The organism is Ruegeria sp. ABM4_193 (assembly GCF_056158705.1).
Genome location: NZ_JBSWTT010000003.1, coordinates 595,703 through 616,243, shown reverse-complemented (window position 1 = coordinate 616,243; position 20,541 = coordinate 595,703). Strand labels below are relative to the sequence as shown.

The following is a 20,541-nucleotide window of genomic DNA, read 5'->3' as shown; positions in this document are numbered from 1 at the left end:
TGCGCGACATGCAAGATGTTAAGCCGTATTGGCAGAATTATGTGGACGGCACCTGGGTCGATGGTGGTGCAGGTCGGATCGATGTTTTTAACCCGGGAACCGGCGAAAAACTAACTGAACAGGCGCTGGCCGATGCCGCTGACGTGGATCGTGCGGTCATGGCGGCCCGCCGCGTGCATCTTTCAGGTGCGCTCAGCGATCTGCGCCCTGTGGAACGTGGCCGCATGGTACAGGCTATGGGTTGCTACCTGCTGGACAACATTGACGAGATTGCTCGGGTACTGACCCTTGAGCAGGGCAAACCGCTTTGGGAAGCACGCGTCGAAATCGAAGGAGCGGCACGCTATTTCGAATACTATGGCAATCAGGCTGAAACCGTCGAAGGCCGGTCCATTCCACTTGGAGCGAACTACTTCGATTTCACCACGTACGAGCCGTTTGGTGTTTCCGCACAAATCATCCCATGGAACTATCCTGTCGAGATGACCGCGCGGTCGCTGTCGGCGGCTTTGGCCACAGGCAATACTGTTGTCATCAAAACCCCGGAATTGACACCTTTGACCAATGCCTGGTTTGCGCATGCTGCCGAGGCGGTTGGCCTACCGAAAGGCGCTGTAAACATCCTTTGCGGTTTGGGTCACGAGGCAGGAGCCGCGCTTTCGGCGCATCCACATGTCAATCAGATCGTCTTTACCGGCTCGGTGCCAACCGGCATCGCAATTGCCAGCGCAGCCGCACGCAACGTTGTGCCCTGCGTCCTGGAGCTTGGCGGGAAATCTGCAGCCATCGTGCATGATGACGCGGATCTGGAAGCCTTCGAAAACGACGTACGCTGGGGGATCTTTTTCAACGCCGGTCAGGTGTGTTCAGCGATGAGCCGCGTGATCGTGCATGAAAGCCGCCACGACGAACTGATCGAACGCATCTCGAACGTGGCAAGCAACCTGTCCGTCGGTCCGGGTATCGAACGGGGAGAGTTTGGCCCGAATATGGGGCCGATGGTCAGTGAAGCGCAGCGTGACCGCGCGGCTGGCATGGTGTCTGGCGCAATCGCAGCTGGCGCGACTGCAGCCACCGGCGGACGTAAGATGAACATTCCCGGTGCATTTCTGGAACCAACCATTCTGACCAACGTCACCCCTGACATGAACATCGCGAATGAAGAAGCTTTTGCACCGGTTCTTTCGGTTCTGAAGTTCCGTGACGACGCTCAAGCAATCAAGATTGCAAACGGAACACCCTACGGGCTGGTCGGCGGAGTCTTCACGCGCGACATCGATCGCGCGACACAGGCGGCCCGGCAGATCCGCGCCGGTCAGGTCTTTGTCAACGAATGGTACGCCGGCGGCGTAGAGACGCCATTCGGTGGATATGGGAAATCCGGTTACGGGCGGGAAAAGGGACGCGAAGCACTGTGGAATTACGTCCAGACCAAAAACGTGGCTATTCGGCTGCGCAGCTAATCCACCAACTCAAGAACAATAGGGAGGACACCCAATGCCAATAAAACCACCCGTTACCGACCTACCCATCAAAACCGCCGACAGCGGGTTCTACCGTGGTTTCACAAAAGACGTGACCATCACTGCCAAGCTGCTGATTGGTGCGCTCGTCATTTGGGCCGTGGCCTTTCCTGACAATGCCGCTTCGGTGCTGTCCGGGTTGAACTCGTTAATCCTGGCGTCGTTTAACTTCTGGTACGTCTATGTGATGGCCTTCTTCTTCCTGACCTGCATCGTTCTTGCGATCCTGCCGGTGTCGGGGCGCATGAAACTTGGCCGCCCGGAAGACCAACCTGAATTCTCGCGCTTTTCTTGGTTTTCGATGATGTTCGGGGCGGGGATCGGTATCGGGATGCTGACCTATGCAACCGGTGAGCCGATCTATCACTTCCAAACCAATCCTGACATCATCCAAGGCTTGGCAGAAGGATCCACCGAAGAGGCCGTGCGTTCGGCCTATAAATGGTCTTTCTCACATTGGGGCCTGCACGCGTGGGCCAGCTATGCCATCGTTGGCCTTGCGCTGGCCTATTTTTCGTTCCGGCGTGGCCTGCCGTTGACCATCCGGTCGGCGCTGACACCGATTTTCGGAAAATCCCTGTCTGGCCCATTGGGTCACGTGATCGACGTGGTTGCCGTTGTCGCGACCGTGCTGGGTGTTGCGCAGACGCTTGGCTTTGGCGTCAACCAGTTCATTGCAGGGCTACATCGGATCGGTTTCGGGGACTGGCTTCTGACCGACGCGGGTGATCCGACCAAAGTGGCGATCGCCGTCGCGCTGTTGATCATTGTCGGTGCGTCCACACTGTCGGCACTGTCCGGTGTCGGTAAGGGCATCAAATGGCTCTCGAACATCAATATGGCGCTCAGCTTTGCATTGCTTGCCTTCTTCTTGTTCTTCGGCTCGACCTTTTTTGGCCTGCAGGCGCTGTTTGTCGGCATCTACGACTACCTGATCGCAACACCAGCCCTCTTGTTTACCGTCTGGAACAGCGACGGGGTGGATGGATCGGTCGCAAGTCAACTGGCCGGATGGCAGGGCGGCTGGACCGTGTTCTATTGGGCTTGGTGGATTGCATTTGCACCCTTTGTCGGCGTCTTCCTGGCGCGCATTTCCAAGGGCCGAACCATTCGCGAATATGTGCTTGGCGCGGCAATCGTACCGTCCGTCATGTGCTTTGTCTGGTTTGCCCTGGTTGGCGGTACAGCGATCGAGCTTGAGCTTTCGGGCGTCGCGGACAATGCAATCATTGGCACCGGGCTTTCGGATCAGCTTTTCGCGACCCTTTCGGTCATGCTGAGCGAAACCATGGCCTGGGTGTTTGCGATTGTGGTCGTCGTGCTGTTGCTCACCTACCTGGTGACCTCGGCAGACTCGGCGGTGCTGATCATCAACACCATCAATGCCGCTGGCGACGAAGGCCCCAAGGCGCGGCCGCACATTCTGTTCTGGGGTGCTGCCCTGGCGCTGGTCGTGGGCGCATTGCTGATGATTGGTGGCCTCGGGGCGATCCAGACAGCCATGATCATCGGCGCATTGCCATTCAGCGTGGTCATGGTTCTGATGGGAATTTCGGTCCTCAAAGCAATCTGGCGGGACAGCCAGCGCGAAAAGCTGGGCCTGTCGGTCTTTGACGAAGAAGAGGCCGAAGCGACCCCGGCAGAATAATCAAACCCATCCGGGCCGGTCATAGTATAGGCCGGCCCGTTCACCAAAGGAGAACGAAATGGACGACAACCTGTTCGAACACGGCCTGAAACAGCGCAAATCCACGCTGGGTGCCGAATATGTTGAAAAGAACCTTGCAGCCGCGGATGACCTCACCCGCCCCTTCCAAGAGGCCATGACCGCGTGGTGCTGGGGTTTTGGCTGGGGCGACGACACGATTGACCACAAGACACGGTCGATGCTGAACCTCACCATGATCGGCGCGCTGGGCAAGATGCATGAATGGGAAATTCACTGCAACGGCGCTCTGAACAACGGCGTGACCAAAGAAGAAATCCGCTCGATCATTCACGTGATCGGCATCTATTGCGGTGTCCCGCAATCGCTGGAGTGTTTCCGTGTCGCACGCAAGGTGCTGACCGAACGCGGGTTGCTGGACTAAGCTCGCGTCACAATTTCCTTCGCTTCAGTTAAGGGGTCCTCGCAATCAGACGGGACCCTTTTCCTTTTTGAAAAAGGATCACCAGAGCGGCAACCGCGCCAGACTCAAAAACCGCGCTGCGCAAGGCTGGTCCAGAACGCAATTCCGTATCTGATCGCTTCATCGTTGAAATCATAGGACGGGTTGTGAAGCGGCATAGCATTGTTCCCATCCAACCCGTTTCCCATGAGGATAAACGCGCCAGGGCGATGCATGAGAAACTCGGCAAAATCCTCCGAGAAACCAACCCGGCCAAATTCAGCATCAAGCGTCCCAACTTTGCCAGCTGCGTCCGAGATCGCATCAGTGGCTCTGGCATCGTTTACCAAAGGACGAAACGATGTGGAGTAATCGACCTCGGCCTCCGCCCCTTGTGCCGCACTAACGCCGTCAACAATGGCGCGCATTCTGCGCTCGATGCAATCCGACACATTTTTGGAAAACCCCCTGCAATCCCCGCGTATGGTGACATTGCTCGGCAGGATGTTGCGTGCACCGTCTGTCAGGAATTCTGTAATTGAAACCACGCCATGTTCCCGGGGCGGTAGGGAACGCGAAACGATAGATTGCAATTGCATGACAATCGCCGCCCCGGTCACGATCGGATCAATGCCCTTCTCTGGCATCGAAGCATGACCCCCCTGCCCCTGAATGCGGATTTCAAAATTGTCCTCGAACGCGCAGAAAGGCCCCGCCTGGGTCGCGTAATGCCCAAGCTCCATCCCCGGCATGTTGTGAAGCCCATAAATGGCAGACATTGGAAATCGTTCGAACAGACCGTCAGCGATCATCGCGGCGGCCCCATTTCCGTTCTCTTCATCCGGCTGGAAAATGAAGTGAACGGTCCGGTCCAACGATGTGTCCGCAGCAAGCGACAAAGCAGCACCAAGCAGCATTGTGCTATGCCCGTCATGACCGCAGCCGTGGAACTTGCCCTCTGTTTGCGACCGGTAGGGCAAATTGGTCATTTCGTGAATTGGCAGCGCGTCCATGTCGGCACGAAACCCGATTGCGGTCTCATCAGGCCCACGGCGCAAGGTGACCACAATCCCGGTTCGACCCACGCCTCGGGTGACTTCGAGCCCGGCGCGCTCCAACTCGGCCGCGATCAAATCGGGGGTCCGGTCAAGGTCGAACCCGGTTTCCGGATGGGCATGAAGATCGCGACGAAACGCAACAAGATCAAGCATCAGAAACGCCCCCTTCGGACAAGATGACCAATGGCAAATCATCGTCGCCCTCAAGGCAGGCGGCAAGCCCGGCTGCTCCGGATGGCGTGGTCGAGAAACCCAAATCGAAGGCGCTGTTTACTGCGTCTTGCGCCTGTTGGTCACTGATTGTAACCCAGTCGTCTGCACAGCGTTTCAAGATATCCAAAGCCAGCATGGATGGCGTTTTGCAATCCAAACGCCCCATATTTGAAACGGGCCCTTCAACCGTAAGGATTTCTCCGGCTCGGGCGCTTTCCTTCAGACAGGGTGCAGCATCTGGTTCAACAACTGTGATCTTTGGCTGCACTGGCCAGTTGGACCGGATCATATAGGCAATGCCCGCGGCCAGCCCGCCAACACCCGCCTGCAGGTACACGTGGCTCGGCCAATTTGCGGACATTTCTAAATCGTTGCGCATTTCTTCAGCAATGACAGTATAACCCTCCATCACCAATCGCGGAGGCTCGGTATATCCCGGCCACGACCCATCGGCGAGGTGAATGGCACCGGTTGCTTCGGCGTCGGCGATGGCGGCGGCGACGCTTGCTTCATAGTCACTGCCGGATCGAACAACATCTGCGCCTTTCGCCCGAAGACGAACGGCAAACTCTTCGGGGACTGTTTCGGCAAGATGAATGCGCGCCGTTGCACCAAAGAGCTGCGCCCCAGCGGCCACGGCCATGCCGTGATTTCCTGCGCTGGCGCACACAAAAGTCATTGATCGCGCCGCGTCCTTTACGGGATCACTCAGAAAGGCGCTGGGGGTCAAAGAACGACCAACACGCGCTTCGATCAGCTTGGCAACAGCGTAAACACCGCCCAAAGCTTTGAACGCGCCCAGGCCCATCCTGTTGGTTTCATCCTTGATCAGGATTGTTCGCCCTTTGAAACTGCGGGTTTCCAATGGGCTCGGTTTATATGCAGGACATTCCGCCAGCAGCGCCAGCGGCTTTGCCACATCGAGTTTGTTACTGTTTTCCATGACCAGAGTTTTACGCACAAGCTGTGATCTATTATGGTCACATTTACCGATTTTTCGGGAAACTTTTTCACATCAAGGAAATCTTTGTGAAACTCGACCAATTTGACCGCAGCCTGCTGCACCTGATGCAACGTGATGCCAAAATGGGGCTGGAAGCGCTTGGATCCGAAACAGGCTTATCGGTCGCATCCGTTCAAAGGCGCCTGAAGGCGCTCAGAGCTTCTGGTGCCATTCACTCGGAAGTGGCAATCGTCGACCCGAAAAAGTTGGGCGTTGCAATGAGCTTCGTTGTCATGGTCGAGTTGGAACGCGAACGCCAGGATCAGATCGACGCTTTTTCGCGACAGGCACAGGCCGAGCCAAGGGTGCAGCAGTGCTATTACATCACAGGTGACGCGGACTTCTGCCTGATCTGTACGGCGCGTGATATGGATGATTTTGAAGAGCTTACCAAAAGGTTGTTCTTCGACAATTCAAACGTCCGCCGGTTTCGCACCTCTGTTGTGATGGGGCGAAAGAAAGTCGGTTTGGGTATTCCTGTAAGAGATCAGGACACAGGTTAGGGCCACATGCGTTTCCGGTATCGGTGGGAGGCAAAGACCAAGATCGCGCGTGCGCATTTGATTTGGCCTTTGCCCTGTCACTTCATTTACGCCGCCGCAATCTGGCTTGCTTTCTCAACCAGCACTTCCGCTTGGCGGATCGAGGCGTAGTCGATCAACCGGCCGTCCAAAGATACGGCTCCTTTCCCATCCGCTTCGGCCTCGGCCATGGCGACAAGAATGCGCTGAGCCTTGGTCACTTCGGCGTCGGACGGCGACATAACTTCGTTTGCCAAGGCAATCTGGCTGGGGTGGATTGCCCATTTCCCTTCGCACCCCAAAACAGCGGCACGTTTGGCGGCAGCTTTATAGCCGTCAGGGTCCTGGAAATCTCCGAACGGCCCGTCGATTGGGCGCAGGCCGTTGGCGCGGGCAGCGACCACCATACGCGCCAGCGCATAGTGCCACATGTCGCCCCAATGTGTAAGGCGGCCCCCATCGGCATCCGCATCGGTCAGCACTGAATAATCGGGGTTCACACCGCCGATAATGGTCGTGCGTGCACGTGTCGACGCCGCATAATCAGCAACACCAAAGTGAAGGCTTTCGTTGCGCTTCGAAGCGGCAGCAATCTCGCTGACATTCTGCATACCCAGCGCGGTTTCGATGATGTGTTCGAACCCGATCCGCTTGTTGTAACCCTTGGCATCCTCGATTTGCGTGACCAGCATATCAACAGCATAAACGTCAGCAGCTGTGCCGACCTTGGGGATCATGATCAGATCCAGCCGAGCGCCAGCCTGTTCAACAACGTCCACCACATCGCGGTACATGTAGTGGGTGTCCAGCCCGTTGATGCGCACCGACATGGTTTTGTTGCCCCAATCGATGTCGTTCAACGCCAGAATGATGTTCTTGCGGGCCTGTTCCTTTTCGTCCGGTGCGACGGCATCTTCCAGATCCAGGAAGATAACGTCCACATCCGATTTTGCCGCCTTTTCAAACATTCCGGGTTGGCTGCCGGGAACGGCAAGCTCGCTGCGGTTCAGACGGGCTGGGGCTTGTTCAATAGAATGAAAACTCATGTGTTGGGTCCTTGGCCTTACAAGTTCGGATAGATTGGGAAGCGGGCGCAGAGGTCTGCGACCTCGGCTTTGACCTTGGCTTCGACAGCGCCGTTGCCGTCTTCGCCGTTGGCCGCCAGGCCGTCGACCACTTCGATGATCCAATCGGCGATCTGGCGGAACTCGACCTCGCCAAAGCCGCGGGTGGTGCCTGCGGGTGAGCCCAGACGGATACCCGAGGTAATGGTCGGCTTTTCGGGGTCAAACGGTACGCCGTTCTTGTTGCAGGTGATATGCGCCCGGCCCAGAGCCTTCTCGGTTGCATTGCCCTTCACGCCCTTGGGGCGCAGGTCGACCAGCACCACATGGGTGTCGGTGCCGTGGGTCACCGTGTCCAGACCGCCCTTGATCAGCTGGTCCGACAGCGCTTGCGCGTTGGTAATGACTTGGCTGATATAGGTTTTGAACTCGGGCCGCAGGGCTTCGCCAAAGGCCACGGCCTTACCGGCGATCACATGCATCAGCGGGCCGCCCTGAATGCCGGGGAAGATCGCCGAATTCACTTTCTTAGCGATATCTTCATCATTGGTCAGGATCATACCCCCACGCGGTCCACGCAGGGTCTTGTGCGTGGTCGTGGTCGCCACATGTGCATGTGGGAAGGGGCTGGGATGCTCACCCGCCGCCACCAGACCGGCGAAGTGTGCCATGTCCACGTGCAGATAGGCACCCACCATGTCGGCGATCTGGCGCATGCGGGCAAAGTCGATCTGGCGCGGGATGGCCGAGCCGCCGGCGATGATCAGCTTGGGCTGGTGCTCTTTCGCCAGCGCCTCGACCTGATCATAGTCCAGCATGTTGTCTTCTTTGCGGACGCCGTATTGCACCGCGTTGAACCACTTGCCCGACTGGTTCGGGCGCGCGCCGTGGGTCAGGTGACCACCGGCATCCAGGCTCATGCCCAGAATATTGTCACCGGGCTGGATCAGCGCCTGGAACACACCCTGGTTGGCCTGAGAGCCCGAGTTCGGCTGCACATTGGCAAAGCCGCAGCCAAACAGTTCCTTGGCCCGGTCGATGGCCAGGTTCTCGGCAATATCGACAAACTGGCAACCTCCATAATAGCGCCGACCCGGATAACCTTCGGCGTATTTGTTGGTCATCACCGAGCCCTGCGCTTCCATCACGGCGGCAGAGACGATGTTCTCGGATGCAATCAGCTCGATCTCGTCGCGCTGACGGCCCAGCTCGGACGTGATCGAGCCGAAAAGCTCAGGGTCACGGTCCGACAGGGACTGGGTGAAAAATCCGTCTGTACGGTGCGGCGCATTCACGGGGCAATTCTCCTGTGGGAAGGGGTCAATGCAGTCCTCAGGGCCGCATCGACAAATTCGATTGGTATGTTGGGTGGGTCAGATCACCCGATCGCGTGGCTCTCGGCCTTCAAAGAAGTCACTCAGGTTATCCAAAACCCTGAACCCCATTGCCTCACGCGCCTCGCGGGTGGCGCTGCCAAGATGCGGCAGCATCACGAGGTTGTCGCATTGCAGCAGATCTGCACAGATGCGGGGTTCGCCATCGAACACATCCAGTGCTGCACCGCCGATCATGTCGAACATAAGCGATTGGACCAGCGCCCGTTCGTCGATGACTTCACCACGCGCTGTGTTGATCAGGAACGCGTCAGGTTTCATGAGGTCCAGCCTGCGCGCATTGATCATGTGGCGGTTCGCAGCCCCGCCGGGGCAATGAAGTGAGACGAAATCGCATTGCGGCAAAAACTCATCAATTGACGTGACCTGAGTGGCATTGCACCGCGCCAATACAGCCGGGTCCACCGGGCTGCGGTTATAGACCAGCACGTCCATGCCAAAGCCGTGATGCGCACGGCGGGCCATTTCTTGACCGATGCGCCCATAGCCGATGATGCCAAGCGTCTTACCGCTGACTTTGGTCCCCACCAGATGCGTGGGTCGCCAACCGGTCCAGTTTCCGGCGCGCAACTCGCGTTCGCCTTCGCTGGCGCGGCGGGCCACCATCAGCAGAAGTGTCATGGCAATGTCCGCCGTGCACTCGGACAGAACATCGGGCGTGTTCGTCACGGTCATACCCAGTTCGCGGGCAGACGGCTCACAGATATGGCTGTAGCCCACTCCATAATTCGCAAGGATTTTTGTCTGCGCGCCAGATACGTCCAGCGCCTCGGCGCTGAGCGTATCGGTTACCGTAGGCAAGACCGCGTCATAGGATTTCAACGCCTGCCGGATTTCGGACGGGGACAAAGGTTTGTCCCCGGTGTTCAGCACGGTGTTATAGTTCTCGGCCAACTGCGCCTCGACGGCAGCAGGCCAGCGACGGGTCACAAGAACCGAAGGTTTGACCATCACGCAGCCTCCATCACACGCGCAATTGTTTCACCAATCACGGCAGGGTTTTCCGCCACGGTCACTCCAGCGGCAGACAGGATTTCGACCTTCTCGCTGGCGCTTTCGCCAAAGGCCGAGATGATCGCACCTGCATGGCCCATGGTCCGCCCTTTCGGAGCAGTCAGGCCCGCAACATAGGCGATCACCGGTTTGGTGATGTGGTCACGAATATACTCTGCCGCCTCGGCTTCCTGCGGGCCGCCAATCTCACCAATCATGGCGATGACATGGGTGTCTTCGTCGTCTTCGAACCGTTGAAGGATGTCCTTGAACGATGACCCGTTGATGGGGTCGCCCCCGATCCCGACGCTGGTCGAAACACCAATCCCGCGCTCTTTCAGCTGCGCTGCGGCCTCATAGCCCAGCGTGCCCGAGCGACCGATGATCCCGACATGCCCCGGCAGGTAGATGTGACCCGGCATGATCCCCAGCAACGCCTTGCCCGGCGAAATGGTGCCCGCGCAATTTGGACCAGTCAGAACCATACGTTTGTCCTTGGGATAGCGGTACATGTAGCGTTTCACCCGGATCATGTCTTGCGCCGGGATACCGTCGGTGATGCAAACGCAGTACCGGATACCGGCATCCGCTGCTTCCATGATCGAATCCGCTGCAAACGGTGGGGGAACAAACACAAGGCTAGCATCTGCGCCGGTCGCCTCAACGGCCTGCTTGACAGTGTCAAAAACCGGAACGCCTTCGACGGTTTCGCCTCCCTTGCCGGGAACAACGCCGCCTACGACATTCGTACCATATTTCAGCATGTCCTTGGTGTGAAACCGCGCCATACGGCCGGTAATACCTTGTACGATGACACGCGAGTCACGATCGAGAAGAATGCTCATTACACAGCCCTCATCTTGGTGCCTTGGGTAAGGTCGTTTTTCCATGCGCCCACGGCGCGTTCTGCCGCTTCCATCAGTGTTGTGGCGCGAATTATCGGAAGGCCGGACTTGGCAAGGATCTTCTGGCCCTCTTCGACATTCGTACCAGCGAGCCGGACAACGACCGGAAGGTCGATATCCAATTCTTTCAGCGCCTGGACGACGCCCTCGGCCACCCAATCGCAACGGTTGATGCCAGCGAAAATGTTGACGAGGATGGCCTGAACATTGGTGTCCGACAGCACCAGCCGAAACGCCTTGGCAACCCGTTCTGGCGAAGCCCCGCCACCGATATCAAGGAAGTTTGCGGGCTCACCGCCGGCCAACTTGATCGTGTCCATTGTGGCCATCGCCAGACCGGCGCCATTGACGATGCAACCGATGTTTCCGTCCAAACCCACGTAAGACAGCCCCCGGTCCGCCGCACGGCTTTCGCGCGGGTCTTCCTGGCTTTTGTCGCGCAGTTCGGCGATCTGCGGGTGGCGGAACAGAGCGTTGTCGTCAAAGCTCATCTTTGCATCCAACGCCAGAACACGGTCGTCGCCGGTGATGACCAGCGGGTTGATCTCGACCATGGTGGCATCCAAGTCGCTGAACGCGGCGTAACACCCCTGCATTGTGCGCACCATCTGCTGGATCAGCTTGGGTTCAAGACCAAGCTTGAACGCAATTTCACGCGCTTGGAATTCCTGAAGCCCAACTGCCGGTTCCACAATGGATCGCACGATGCTGTCCGGACGGTCGGCCGAGATATCCTCGATCTCCATACCACCCTCTGACGAGGCAACAATCATCACCCGCTGGCTGGATCGGTCCAGAACAAAGCCCAGATAAATCTCGCGATCAATCGGCACGGCGGCTTCGACGTAAACGCGGTAGATCCCTTTGCCTTCCGGCCCCGTTTGATGCGTGACCAGCTTGCGACCAAACAGGTCATCGCAGGCCTGATAAATCTCGTTTTCAGTGTTGCACAGCTTGACCCCTCCGGCCTTGCCGCGCCCACCCGCATGGACCTGCGCTTTGACGATCCATTTGTCACCGCCCAGCTCGCGCGCCCGATAGGCTGCCTGTTCCGGGCTGTAGGCAAGCGCGCCCGCAGGGACGTCCACCCCGAAATTGGAAAGAAGTTCTTTCGCTTGGTATTCATGAATATCCATCTGCAATCCTCCCGTTCATGCAGTGTGGTTAAGCAGCGATTGAAGTGCCGTAGCGGCTTTCAAGCAATGCCTCGATCGCATCTCGATCAACCTCTCCGCCCAGCTCGCGAAGGGCTTCGGCAAACAGGCGTATGATCCGGCTGACCGCGTCCCGGTTCAGCTGATTGAGGATTCCGATCCGCACCTGTACCGGAGCGCTGAGAGTCGGCCAGATGCCAAATCCCCGTGCGCGGCAGTTCTGGACCAGCTCCATCTCACGCCCCGCCAGTTCCGGCGGCAGGTTCAGAACAACAAGGCTGGGCATGTCCGATGTCACTTCGCAGCCCATTTCGATCACCGCATCGCGCAGAACCTTCTCATGAGTGCGGTAGGCCATGGCCCGCTTTGCCAGGCTTTCTTGCAGGGTCAGTCGCAGGGCTTCGTGGAACGCCGCAACGGCGTATCCCGAATGCGTCCGGTGATAAGTTCCCTTCTCTACGTCTTGCCCATCGACAATGCCCCAATGGCGCGCTTCAAAGATCGGATTGTGAACATAGGAGTATGCACCTGACGCCTTCAAACTTTCGATATAAGCATCCGTAAAGCTGACCGGCGCGTAGGTCAGCGGCAGACAGCACAGACCTTTTTGCGGGCAAGACGCCCACCCGGCGATCCCGGGGTACTCGTCAATTGAAAAATCATCCGCACCCAACGACGAAACCGCGTCGATCAGACCCATGACACCATTGCGTTCACAGGCGTCCGAAAAGCCGCGCAGATCGTTGACACGCCCGGATCCGGTTTCCCAATGCGCCATGAACGCCCATTTGGGCTGGTGCTCAGACAAAGCAGCGTCAACCAGTTCACATGTCACCGGCTGACCATGTGGAACCTCGATCACGGTGACACTGGCGGCTTGTGGGTCAAGCGGGTTGGACGCGTGTTCTTGAGGTGTAGCTGCCTTGATCCGCAGGGTCAGAGCGTCGATACCCGAGAATGTCCCGTTGGCAAACGCCACGACCTTGTCGCCCGGCATGACGGCAGAGAACATAGCGTCCAGAGCGCTCCAACCGGTGCCTGCGACCGCAAAAGTATACGTGTTGGACGTGCCCCAGATTTTCCGCAGCATGTGTTTGCACTCGATCATGCCCCGCAGAACGTCACCCTGCATGTGATCCGCCACGCCTGCGCTGCTGAAGGCGCGCAGGACACGGGCGTCGGTGTTGCCCGGCCCCGGGCCAGCGGCCAGAGTCTCGGGGATCTCAAGAGGAGGGAAAATCTGAAACGTCATCGTCTGTCATCCTCGGCGTTGGTCGGGCTCTTGGACCCGTCATGTTTCGTTGCCGGACAGAAAACGCCGCCTTGCGCAATGGCGCAACGTAACTTACTACTGCTTTAGGATGACCAAAAGGATGGGGAAATTCCCACCCATTTTGGTAAAAATACCAAGGTATACTGAGTTATTTCCTACCCGTTTGGGTAGGGAATTGCGAAAGTTGGGTAAAAACAGATGATTGGCGCTCCAAGTACCCCTATTGATGTCATGCTGGCAGACGGCAATCCGCTGGTTCTGTCTGCCATGTCTGAAATCTTTGAACGCGATCCGCGATTCTCGTTGGTGGCGACGTCAGCCACCGCCGAAGGGTTCTTGGGTACCGTCATGCGGGTTCCGGTTCAGGTCGGGGTGGTCGACTGGAACCTCCCGGTGCTCGGAGCAGCAAAGCTGATCGAGGTTCTCCGAGAACAGGCCAATGCTCCACGGTTTGTGGTGTATGGGGATGTCACCAGCGAAACGCCGCGGCTGGCCATGCAAGCCGGGGCTGCCGGTTTCGCAGCGCGATCCGGCGAGGTCGAAGGCTTGCTTGAAACCTGCGCCGATGTGGCGGCTGGCAAAATGGTCTTTCCATTCATCGACGTTCGGAAAATGCAACAGGACCCAATCCAAAGCCTGTCCCGCAAAGAACGCACCATTCTTGAAGCCTTGGCCCAAGGCATGTCAAATCGGGACCTTTCAAAAGAGCTTCAGATTTCGACGAATACGGTCAAATTTCACCTGTCCAATATCTATGACAAGCTGGCCGTGAAAAACAGAACTCAGGCCATAGCGTTTTACTATTCGTCCAGATCCGCACTGGATTAGGACCATGGTCCGAGGTCTGCTGTCCAGAATGCCCAGCGGCGCAGTGCTCACTAATTCCGTTTCTCCAAAGCCCAATCGTCCTTTATCCTGATCTTGAAAAAGCAGGAGCACCCCGATGGACATCACACCCCTCACCGGCGGCTTGGGCGCTGAAATCGACGGCGCCGATATTCGAGACAGCGGGCAATTCCCTGATATCCACCAAGCCTTTGCCAAGTATTCCGTTATCGTCTTAAGGGGTCAAACTGCCACCCCTGAAGACCATCTGAACTTTGCTCGCAGCTTTGGCGCGATCAACGTCAACCGTTTCTTCAAACCGGTTGATGGCCATCCCGAGATTGCGACGGTCCTCAAAGAAAAAGACCAGAAAGAAGCGGTGGGTGAAGGGTGGCACACCGATCATTCCTATGACGAAGCGCCAGCCATGGGATCAATCCTGCATGCGATTGAGATGCCGCCCTATGGAGGAGACACGCTGTTTGTGTCCATGGCTGCCGCGTATGAGGCACTCTCGGCCCCAATGCGTCAGTTTCTAGACGGGCTGACTGCTGTGCATTCCTCGCGTCATGTATTTGGTGCCACCATACAAGACAGCGAAGCCGCCAAGAGCGGTCGATTGGGCAACGCAGACGCCGCAACACAAGATGCGCACCATCCCATTGTCATCACACATCCACTCAGCGGGCGTCGTGGTCTTTTTGTGAACCCTGTCTTCACAACGCATATCGAAGGGCTCAGCAAAGACGAGTCTAATGCAATTCTTGCGATGCTGTACGAGCACTGCAAACAACCCGAGTTCCAATGCCGCGTGCGCTGGCGCGCGGGCGACATAACGATGTGGGACAACAGAGCCACATGGCACAAGGCAATCAACGACTATCACGGTTTTCGGCGCCTGATGCACCGGATCACGGTTGAAGGCGTGGCTTTGTCCAACCCTGCTGAAAACAAGGACAGCTAAGGAACAAATCCACTGGGCACGCCAAAAATCGGTGCATCCACACTGGAACCTGTCAAAGCGTCCATAAAAGCGATCAGATTCTGAATTTCCATGTCCGAGAGTTCAATCGGATCAATGTCAGTTTTGCTGCGTTGGCGTTCCATTTCCAGTCGATCATCCCAAACCAAAAAGTCAGCGTCGTGCAACCACGGAACCTGAGGCAACCCGGCCATATCGGGCGTCCAGGCATTAAAACTTGCCTGAGGGTTAAGATGATGGCGAATGACGCTTTCAAGGTCGGGGAAAGCCCCGTTGTGACCGTAAGGGGCTGTCAAAGCAACGTTGCGCAACATGGGGGTGCGAAACCTGTAGGCATCTTCCAACCGATTGCTTTCACCCATACGACCAACGTCACGCGCATACGGATCCCATTGACGGGTTCGGCCCGGACCAAAAGGCGGAATGGCCAAAGCGTGGAATTCCTGATCGGACATCAACGGTCCCGCGTGGCACGCGGAACAGTTTGCCTTACCATAGAACAGATCCATCCCGTCTTTTTGAACTGTTGATAACGCATTCATGTCCCCTGCCAGATACTGGTCGAATGGGCTATCGGTGCTCCTCCACTCGATGGCCATGAAAGCGGCCAAAGCGTTGGCAACTTGGGTGATTGTGATGTCTTCCGTGGTTTCAATCTCATCAAACGCTGCGACCATTGCCGGGCCGTAATGGGGATCCGTTCTTACGCGTTTGGCAAGGATCGGCCACCCTTTGTCGATCCGATCATGGACGGCCCCGGTGACTTGGTTTTCGGCCACATTGCCTGCCATTTCGAATTGCGAGGTCAGCGGAAAAAGCGCTTGCGCAGCGAGTAGTGAGTTTAAGCCTTCCGGTAACCATTCCTGCGCGGGTGAGTTGAACCCGTTGCCGTAGACATCCGAGATGCTCAATCGGCCATCGTGAAACACCGTGTGGATGTCTTTAGCCCCTAGGTTCCAAAGCCCTGGCGAATTTCGGGGAATGCGTTTTCGAATCCTGTCTGCACCGGTGCCGGGTGTGCGCTCTGGCCCCAACCCCTGTCCGCCTTCTCCGATGCCCAGCGACACCCCATCCGAGGTACCGAAGTCCGGGTGGTGGCAATGGGCACAGGATATATTCCGATTGCCCGACAGGATCGGATCGTAAAACAGTTGATGACCGATGGCGGCCTGTTCCATATCAAAAGGCAGGAAGTCATCATCTGTCAGAGGGCGCGGCACATCCTGTGCCACCGCGCTCCCGGCCAAGAGGAAAGCAACCCCATGCGCCAGTTTGTACTTGCCCTTTGTCTGCTTGCCAGCCCGGCGCTCGCCGAACTGGAACAGGCGCGCGATTTGATGGAGGCCGGCGAGTTTGAGGCCGCGCGCAAAGAACTGCTGCCCGCCGCCCGCTCGGGCAATGCCGAGGCCGAGGAATTGATTGGCGTGATGTACGGGCTGGGCCTGGGCGTCGAACGGGACTATGAGCGCGCGTTCGAATGGTATCTGCGCGCCTCGATGAAGGGGCATCCGGGGGCTCAGTCGGGGGTTGGCTGGTATTATGAGCTGGGTCTTGGGATGCCCGCGCCTGATCTGGTCAGGGCTTACATGTGGTACACGCTCAGCGCCATTGGGGGCGATCCCGACGCGGCGATCAGCCTTGAGGAAGTAATCAAGAAAATGTCGCCGGAGCAGATCGAAAGAGCGCATGTTTTGGTCAATGATTACAAAGGGTGGATGTACCCTTTCAGATGAGGGATCAAGCCTTAAGCGGTTTTGCAAACCGTTTCGGGGCATTGGTTACAGGGTCGATAATCGGGCCTGAGGAGTATTGGCACACAAAAGCCCGTCGCGGATTCGCAGTCGTATTCGCACCCGAGCTATGGAGCGTGAGGCTGGAAAACGCTACGATCGTGCCCGCCTTGCAGGTCATCGGCTTACCGGTTTCCTTGCCAAAATACCCGTTGAGTTCGTTGCTTTCATCCTGCCATTCATGCCGTTCCAGACCCGGCTCGGCGTCCAAATCGCGCGGCAGGACATAGACACAGCCATTTTCTTCTGTCGCGTCATCTACTGCGATCCAGACGGTCAGATAGGGTGTGTGATCAAAGCCGACATAGGCGCCATCCTGATGCCAGGCAAAACTCGCGCCTTTGCCCGCACCTTTGACCACGAATTGTTCGTTAAACAGCATCGGATCTTCGATCCCGCAGGCGCTGGTGATCTCGGCGATTTTGGGGCCGAGCAAGAACTCTTCCAGCGAAGGAAACTCGGCGTGACGATGGCGCAGAAAGCGTCGCGCGTCGCCTAGCCCAATTTTGTGCACGTTGCCGCCGCCATCGTGGGCTGGCTCTTCCAGAAGCGTGTCGCAAGTGCCGCGTAGCATCTGCAGGTCTTCCGGGCTGAGTGCATCTTCGAAAACGAGGTAACCTTGGCGGCGAAATGCATCGGTTTGGTCGAGCATCTGAGTTTCTCCGGCAGCGGGGGCAGGCTTGCGCGCGACTGGGCCGCGCGCAGGGTTTTCTTGTAAGACAGCCTTACTGCGTCTCGGCAGCGCGCGTCGCCGCAATCTCGGCTTCGGCTTCGGCAACCGCTGCGGTCAAGGCGTCAAAGGCGGCTTCTCCGCCGTCGACATTGGCCTTGAACCAATCATAGACAGGTGCCGCAGCTTCCTTGAACGCGGCCTTCTCTTCCGGGGTCGGTACATAGAGATCGCCACCTTCGGCGACGAATTCCTCATACGCCTGGATCGACTTGCGCTTGGGCGAAGCAAATGTGGCCTGCTGCAGCTGATAGAATCCATCGACGATGACATTGCGCAGCTCTGGCGGCATCGACATGAACTTTTCGTTGTTCATGAACCACAGCGCACCCATATATGCATGCCCGTCCAGAGTGACATATTTCAGACCGGCATCAGGGAACTTCATGCTCATGATGTCGGTAATGCCGTTCTTGGATCCTTCAACAACACCGGTTTGGAACGAGGTGAACAACTCCGGCCACGGGATCGGTGTTGGGGCCGCGCCCAGCGCTTTGACCAGTTCCTGCGGCAGGTCTGCTACCACGGTGCGGATCTTCAGCCCTTCCATGTCGCCGGGACTTTGGATGCGGCGCTGCGTGTTGGCAAAGTTGCGCCAGCCGCCAGTGTTGCCAATTGTCATCAGACGCAGCGCGCCGCCCGAGTTCTCGGCGACCATTTCCTGCATTTTGGTCACAAAGGGCGAGCCGTTGGCCAGCGCAGCTTCAGCAACACGGTCATCCGACATCAGATATGGCAAGTCCAGAACCTGAACAAAGGGGAAGATGCCTGACGTGCCGCCCGAGGTTTGGATGACGATGTCGATTTGACCCTCGGCCACACCTTGCAAGCACTCGGCCCCGTTCGAGCACAGTTGTGTGCCGATGAACAATTCGACTTCAATCGCGCCGTTCGAGGCGGCCTCGACATAGTTCTTGAAGACGATCAGGCCGTCATAGTCCTCGTCGTTTTCGTTCGAATTGGCAGTGGCGCGCAGCGTGTAGTCGGCAGCTGTTGCCGCGATGGCAGACGCGGCCACAAGCGAAGTGGCCACCGCTGCGGTTTTGATGAAGTTTCTGAGCATGCGTTTCCTCCCTGTGGAACTCAGTTAGTTGGCAAATCCCGTTATCCTCGGGATCGTCATGGATAGTGCGGGGATATAGGTGATCAGGAAGATCACGATGATTTCGACCGCCAGGAACGGCAGGATCGCTTTGGCGATGGTTTCGACCCGTTCGCGCGAGACAGCAGCAGCGACAAACAAGACCAGGCCCATGGGCGGGGTGGCGAGGCCGACGGTCAGGTTGACGCTCATGATGATGGCGAAGTGGATCGGGTCAACACCGAGACTGGTAAAGATCGGGCCAAGGATGGGACCAAGGATGATGATCGCAGGGCCTGCATCCAGAAACATGCCGACGATGAACAGCAGCAGATTGATCAGGAACAGCAGGATCAGCGGGTTTTCCGACAGGCTCAGGATCAGCGAGGCCAGTTGCTCCGGCGCATGGCTGAGGCTGACGACCGTCTTGAACGCCATCGCCGCGCCGACCAGCAGAAGGACAACGGCCGATGTCATACCTGCGTTGCTCAGCACCTCGGGCACTTCTTTCCATGTCAACGTGCGCAGAACGAAGAAACCGATGATAAAGGCATAGCCTACGGCGACGGCTGCAGCCTCGGTCGGGGTGAAAATACCGCCCAGAATACCGCCCAGAATGATGACCGGGGTCATCAGCGGGAAGAAGGCTTTAAGGCTGGCCTGACGCCGCTCGGGCCACGTGTATTTTCGGCTGGCAACGGGGAAGTCATATTTGTCAGCCATCAGTTTGATCATCAGCATCAGGCCGACGCCCACCATCACGCCCGGCACGATACCCGCAAGGAACAGGGCGGCCACGCTTTCGCCCATCACATAGGCGTAGATGATCATGATACCCGAAGGCGGAATGATCGGTCCGATCACAGAACTGGCCGCTGTGATCGCAGCGGCGAATTTGCGGGTATAGCCCTGTTTCTCCATCGCCGGGATCAGCATCGACCCCAAAGCGGACGTATCGGCCACTGCAGATCCCGAGAGGCCTGCGAACAGGATCGAACTCAGCACGTTCACATGTGCCAGACCGCCGCGCAGATGGCCCATAAGCGCCTGTGAAAATTCAACAAGACGGATGGTGATGCCGCCTCGGTTCATGAGCTCTCCGGCCAGCATGAAGAAGGGGATCGCCATCAAAGGAAAGCTGTCCATACCGTTATAGACATTGCGGTAGAGCAGCGTGATGTCGTTGGTCTGGCCGTTCAGCCACAGCAGGATACCGGGCGCGGCCAGAAGGGCGAAAAAGACCGGCAGGCCGATCAGCAGGAAAACCAGAAAGGTGGGCAGGAACCAGATTAGCATTTATTCGGCCCCCACTGCCGCATCAGGAATTTCGGGCAACAGGTGACCTCCGCCCAGCAGAGTGATGAAGGATCGCAGGATCAACTCGATATTCACCGAGATCAGCAAGATGATCCCCACCAACAGCGAGGCCATCATCCAGCTGCGCGGGATGCGGTACCATTCGTCGAACCCGAAAGATGTGGGCAGGTACAGCGCGGCGGTGGCGAACCTACCGCCAAAGCCAGTCACTTCGGACCAGCCGATATTGACGGCGACCAACAGCACGGCGAACGAGATTACCAGCAGGAACAAGTTCAGCGTTTGGCCAATAAAACGCGGCAAAAAGCGCTCCAGCATGTCGATGGCCACAAAACCCCCGCGCCGAAACGCCGTGGGGGCCATCAGACCGGTCATCCACAACATGCAGAACCGCGCGGCCTCATCCGGCCAGGGCAGCGCATTGCCCAGAACGTATCGGAAGAACACCTGAATCAGGATTGCGATTACCATGAGTGCAATCGCAACGACACCAACCGCGCGGCCCAGACGCAGCACGGTTTCGTTCACGAATGCAATCGGCGCAAGCACCGATGCCAGTCCGCCCATGCGGATCCTCCCTTGTTCAGCCGCGGGTATGCCCACGGTC

At 57.6% G+C, this 20,541-nt stretch carries 20 protein-coding genes; 7 read left to right on the top strand and 13 right to left on the bottom strand.

Features of this window, described 5'->3' with window-relative positions; translation table 11 throughout:
• Nucleotides 1–8: 8 nt before the first annotated feature.
• The 3 genes from ACXADZ_RS21140 to ACXADZ_RS21130 are packed head-to-tail and all read left to right on the top strand — an operon-like array spanning nucleotide 9 to nucleotide 3,613.
• Nucleotides 9–1,463, top strand: a complete 1,455-nt coding sequence (locus ACXADZ_RS21140) for an aldehyde dehydrogenase family protein (RefSeq protein ID WP_171669747.1) — start codon at nucleotides 9–11, stop codon at nucleotides 1,461–1,463.
• Between the two features lie 34 nt (nucleotides 1,464–1,497).
• On the top strand, nucleotides 1,498–3,171 hold the full coding sequence (locus tag ACXADZ_RS21135; protein WP_475199677.1) for a BCCT family transporter: 1,674 nt from the start codon (nucleotides 1,498–1,500) through the stop codon (nucleotides 3,169–3,171).
• A 58-nt stretch (nucleotides 3,172–3,229) separates the two neighbouring features.
• Nucleotides 3,230–3,613, top strand: coding sequence for a carboxymuconolactone decarboxylase family protein (locus tag ACXADZ_RS21130; protein WP_475199673.1), 384 nt, complete (start codon nucleotides 3,230–3,232; stop codon nucleotides 3,611–3,613).
• A gap of 104 nt (nucleotides 3,614–3,717) precedes the next feature.
• Here ACXADZ_RS21130 and ACXADZ_RS21125 read toward each other — a convergent pair whose 3' ends face one another.
• Together ACXADZ_RS21125 and ACXADZ_RS21120 are read right to left on the bottom strand one after the other, a co-directional pair.
• Nucleotides 3,718–4,842: an amidohydrolase gene (locus tag ACXADZ_RS21125; RefSeq protein WP_475199670.1), complete on the bottom strand. Its 1,125-nt coding sequence runs from the start codon at nucleotides 4,840–4,842 to the stop codon at nucleotides 3,718–3,720.
• Complete coding sequence (locus tag ACXADZ_RS21120; RefSeq protein ID WP_171095343.1) at nucleotides 4,835–5,845, bottom strand: pyridoxal-phosphate dependent enzyme; 1,011 nt, start codon at nucleotides 5,843–5,845, stop codon at nucleotides 4,835–4,837. The genes ACXADZ_RS21125 and ACXADZ_RS21120 overlap by 8 nt, the downstream gene beginning before the upstream one ends.
• Before the next feature lie 86 nt (nucleotides 5,846–5,931).
• Between ACXADZ_RS21120 and ACXADZ_RS21115 the strand changes: the two genes are divergently transcribed.
• On the top strand, nucleotides 5,932–6,408 hold the full coding sequence (locus tag ACXADZ_RS21115; protein WP_475199668.1) for an Lrp/AsnC family transcriptional regulator: 477 nt from the start codon (nucleotides 5,932–5,934) through the stop codon (nucleotides 6,406–6,408).
• An 86-nt stretch (nucleotides 6,409–6,494) separates the two neighbouring features.
• On the opposite strand, the gene ACXADZ_RS21110 is transcribed toward ACXADZ_RS21115, so the two are convergent.
• The 6 genes from ACXADZ_RS21110 to ACXADZ_RS21085 all read right to left on the bottom strand — a co-directional run bounded on the left by ACXADZ_RS21110 (nucleotide 6,495) and on the right by ACXADZ_RS21085 (nucleotide 13,188).
• Nucleotides 6,495–7,472 carry an HpcH/HpaI aldolase/citrate lyase family protein gene (locus ACXADZ_RS21110; RefSeq protein WP_475199667.1) on the bottom strand — a complete coding sequence of 326 codons (978 nt, stop codon included), beginning with the start codon at nucleotides 7,470–7,472 and terminating at the stop codon, nucleotides 6,495–6,497.
• 17 nt (nucleotides 7,473–7,489) lie between these two features.
• Nucleotides 7,490–8,785 carry a serine hydroxymethyltransferase gene (gene glyA / locus ACXADZ_RS21105; protein ID WP_475199663.1) on the bottom strand — a complete coding sequence of 432 codons (1,296 nt, stop codon included), beginning with the start codon at nucleotides 8,783–8,785 and terminating at the stop codon, nucleotides 7,490–7,492.
• Between the two features lie 78 nt (nucleotides 8,786–8,863).
• Nucleotides 8,864–9,835, bottom strand: a complete 972-nt coding sequence (locus ACXADZ_RS21100; RefSeq protein WP_475199661.1) for a 2-hydroxyacid dehydrogenase — start codon at nucleotides 9,833–9,835, stop codon at nucleotides 8,864–8,866.
• The gene (sucD, locus tag ACXADZ_RS21095; protein WP_171187157.1) at nucleotides 9,835–10,722 is read right to left on the bottom strand and encodes a succinate--CoA ligase subunit alpha; all 888 of its coding nucleotides are present in this window, start codon (nucleotides 10,720–10,722) and stop codon (nucleotides 9,835–9,837) included. Before sucD ends, ACXADZ_RS21100 begins: the two co-directional genes overlap by 1 nt.
• Nucleotides 10,722–11,918: a malate--CoA ligase subunit beta gene (locus ACXADZ_RS21090; protein ID WP_475199659.1), complete on the bottom strand. Its 1,197-nt coding sequence runs from the start codon at nucleotides 11,916–11,918 to the stop codon at nucleotides 10,722–10,724. The genes sucD and ACXADZ_RS21090 overlap by 1 nt, the downstream gene beginning before the upstream one ends.
• Nucleotides 11,919–11,946: 28 nt before the next feature.
• Nucleotides 11,947–13,188, bottom strand: coding sequence for a pyridoxal-phosphate-dependent aminotransferase family protein (locus ACXADZ_RS21085; protein WP_475199657.1), 1,242 nt, complete (start codon nucleotides 13,186–13,188; stop codon nucleotides 11,947–11,949).
• A gap of 219 nt (nucleotides 13,189–13,407) precedes the next feature.
• On the opposite strand from ACXADZ_RS21085, the gene ACXADZ_RS21080 reads away from it, so the two are divergent.
• Entirely contained in the window at nucleotides 13,408–14,037 is a 630-nt protein-coding gene (locus ACXADZ_RS21080) for a response regulator transcription factor (RefSeq protein WP_253284794.1), read from the top strand.
• A gap of 115 nt (nucleotides 14,038–14,152) precedes the next feature.
• Nucleotides 14,153–14,998: a TauD/TfdA dioxygenase family protein gene (locus ACXADZ_RS21075; RefSeq protein WP_475199652.1), complete on the top strand. Its 846-nt coding sequence runs from the start codon at nucleotides 14,153–14,155 to the stop codon at nucleotides 14,996–14,998.
• Here ACXADZ_RS21075 and ACXADZ_RS21070 read toward each other — a convergent pair.
• Entirely contained in the window at nucleotides 14,995–16,248 is a 1,254-nt protein-coding gene (locus tag ACXADZ_RS21070; protein ID WP_475199650.1) for a cytochrome-c peroxidase, read from the bottom strand. The two genes, ACXADZ_RS21075 and ACXADZ_RS21070, sit on opposite strands and share 4 nt — an antisense overlap.
• A 30-nt stretch (nucleotides 16,249–16,278) precedes the next feature.
• Between ACXADZ_RS21070 and ACXADZ_RS21065 the strand changes: the two genes are divergently transcribed.
• Nucleotides 16,279–16,749 carry a tetratricopeptide repeat protein gene (locus ACXADZ_RS21065; RefSeq protein WP_171095376.1) on the top strand — a complete coding sequence of 157 codons (471 nt, stop codon included), beginning with the start codon at nucleotides 16,279–16,281 and terminating at the stop codon, nucleotides 16,747–16,749.
• Nucleotides 16,750–16,753: 4 nt separating this feature from the next.
• On the opposite strand, the gene ACXADZ_RS21060 is transcribed toward ACXADZ_RS21065, so the two are convergent.
• The 4 genes from ACXADZ_RS21060 to ACXADZ_RS21045 form a co-directional block, all read right to left on the bottom strand.
• Nucleotides 16,754–17,458 (bottom strand): phytanoyl-CoA dioxygenase family protein, encoded by a 705-nt coding sequence (locus ACXADZ_RS21060; protein ID WP_171670867.1) that lies wholly within the window; start codon nucleotides 17,456–17,458, stop codon nucleotides 16,754–16,756.
• A gap of 73 nt (nucleotides 17,459–17,531) precedes the next feature.
• On the bottom strand, nucleotides 17,532–18,599 hold the full coding sequence (gene dctP / locus ACXADZ_RS21055; RefSeq protein WP_171670869.1) for a TRAP transporter substrate-binding protein DctP: 1,068 nt from the start codon (nucleotides 18,597–18,599) through the stop codon (nucleotides 17,532–17,534).
• 24 nt (nucleotides 18,600–18,623) lie between these two features.
• Nucleotides 18,624–19,913 carry a TRAP transporter large permease gene (locus ACXADZ_RS21050; protein ID WP_171095379.1) on the bottom strand — a complete coding sequence of 430 codons (1,290 nt, stop codon included), beginning with the start codon at nucleotides 19,911–19,913 and terminating at the stop codon, nucleotides 18,624–18,626.
• Entirely contained in the window at nucleotides 19,914–20,501 is a 588-nt protein-coding gene (locus tag ACXADZ_RS21045) for a TRAP transporter small permease (RefSeq protein ID WP_475199646.1), read from the bottom strand.
• Nucleotides 20,502–20,541 lie beyond the last annotated feature (40 nt).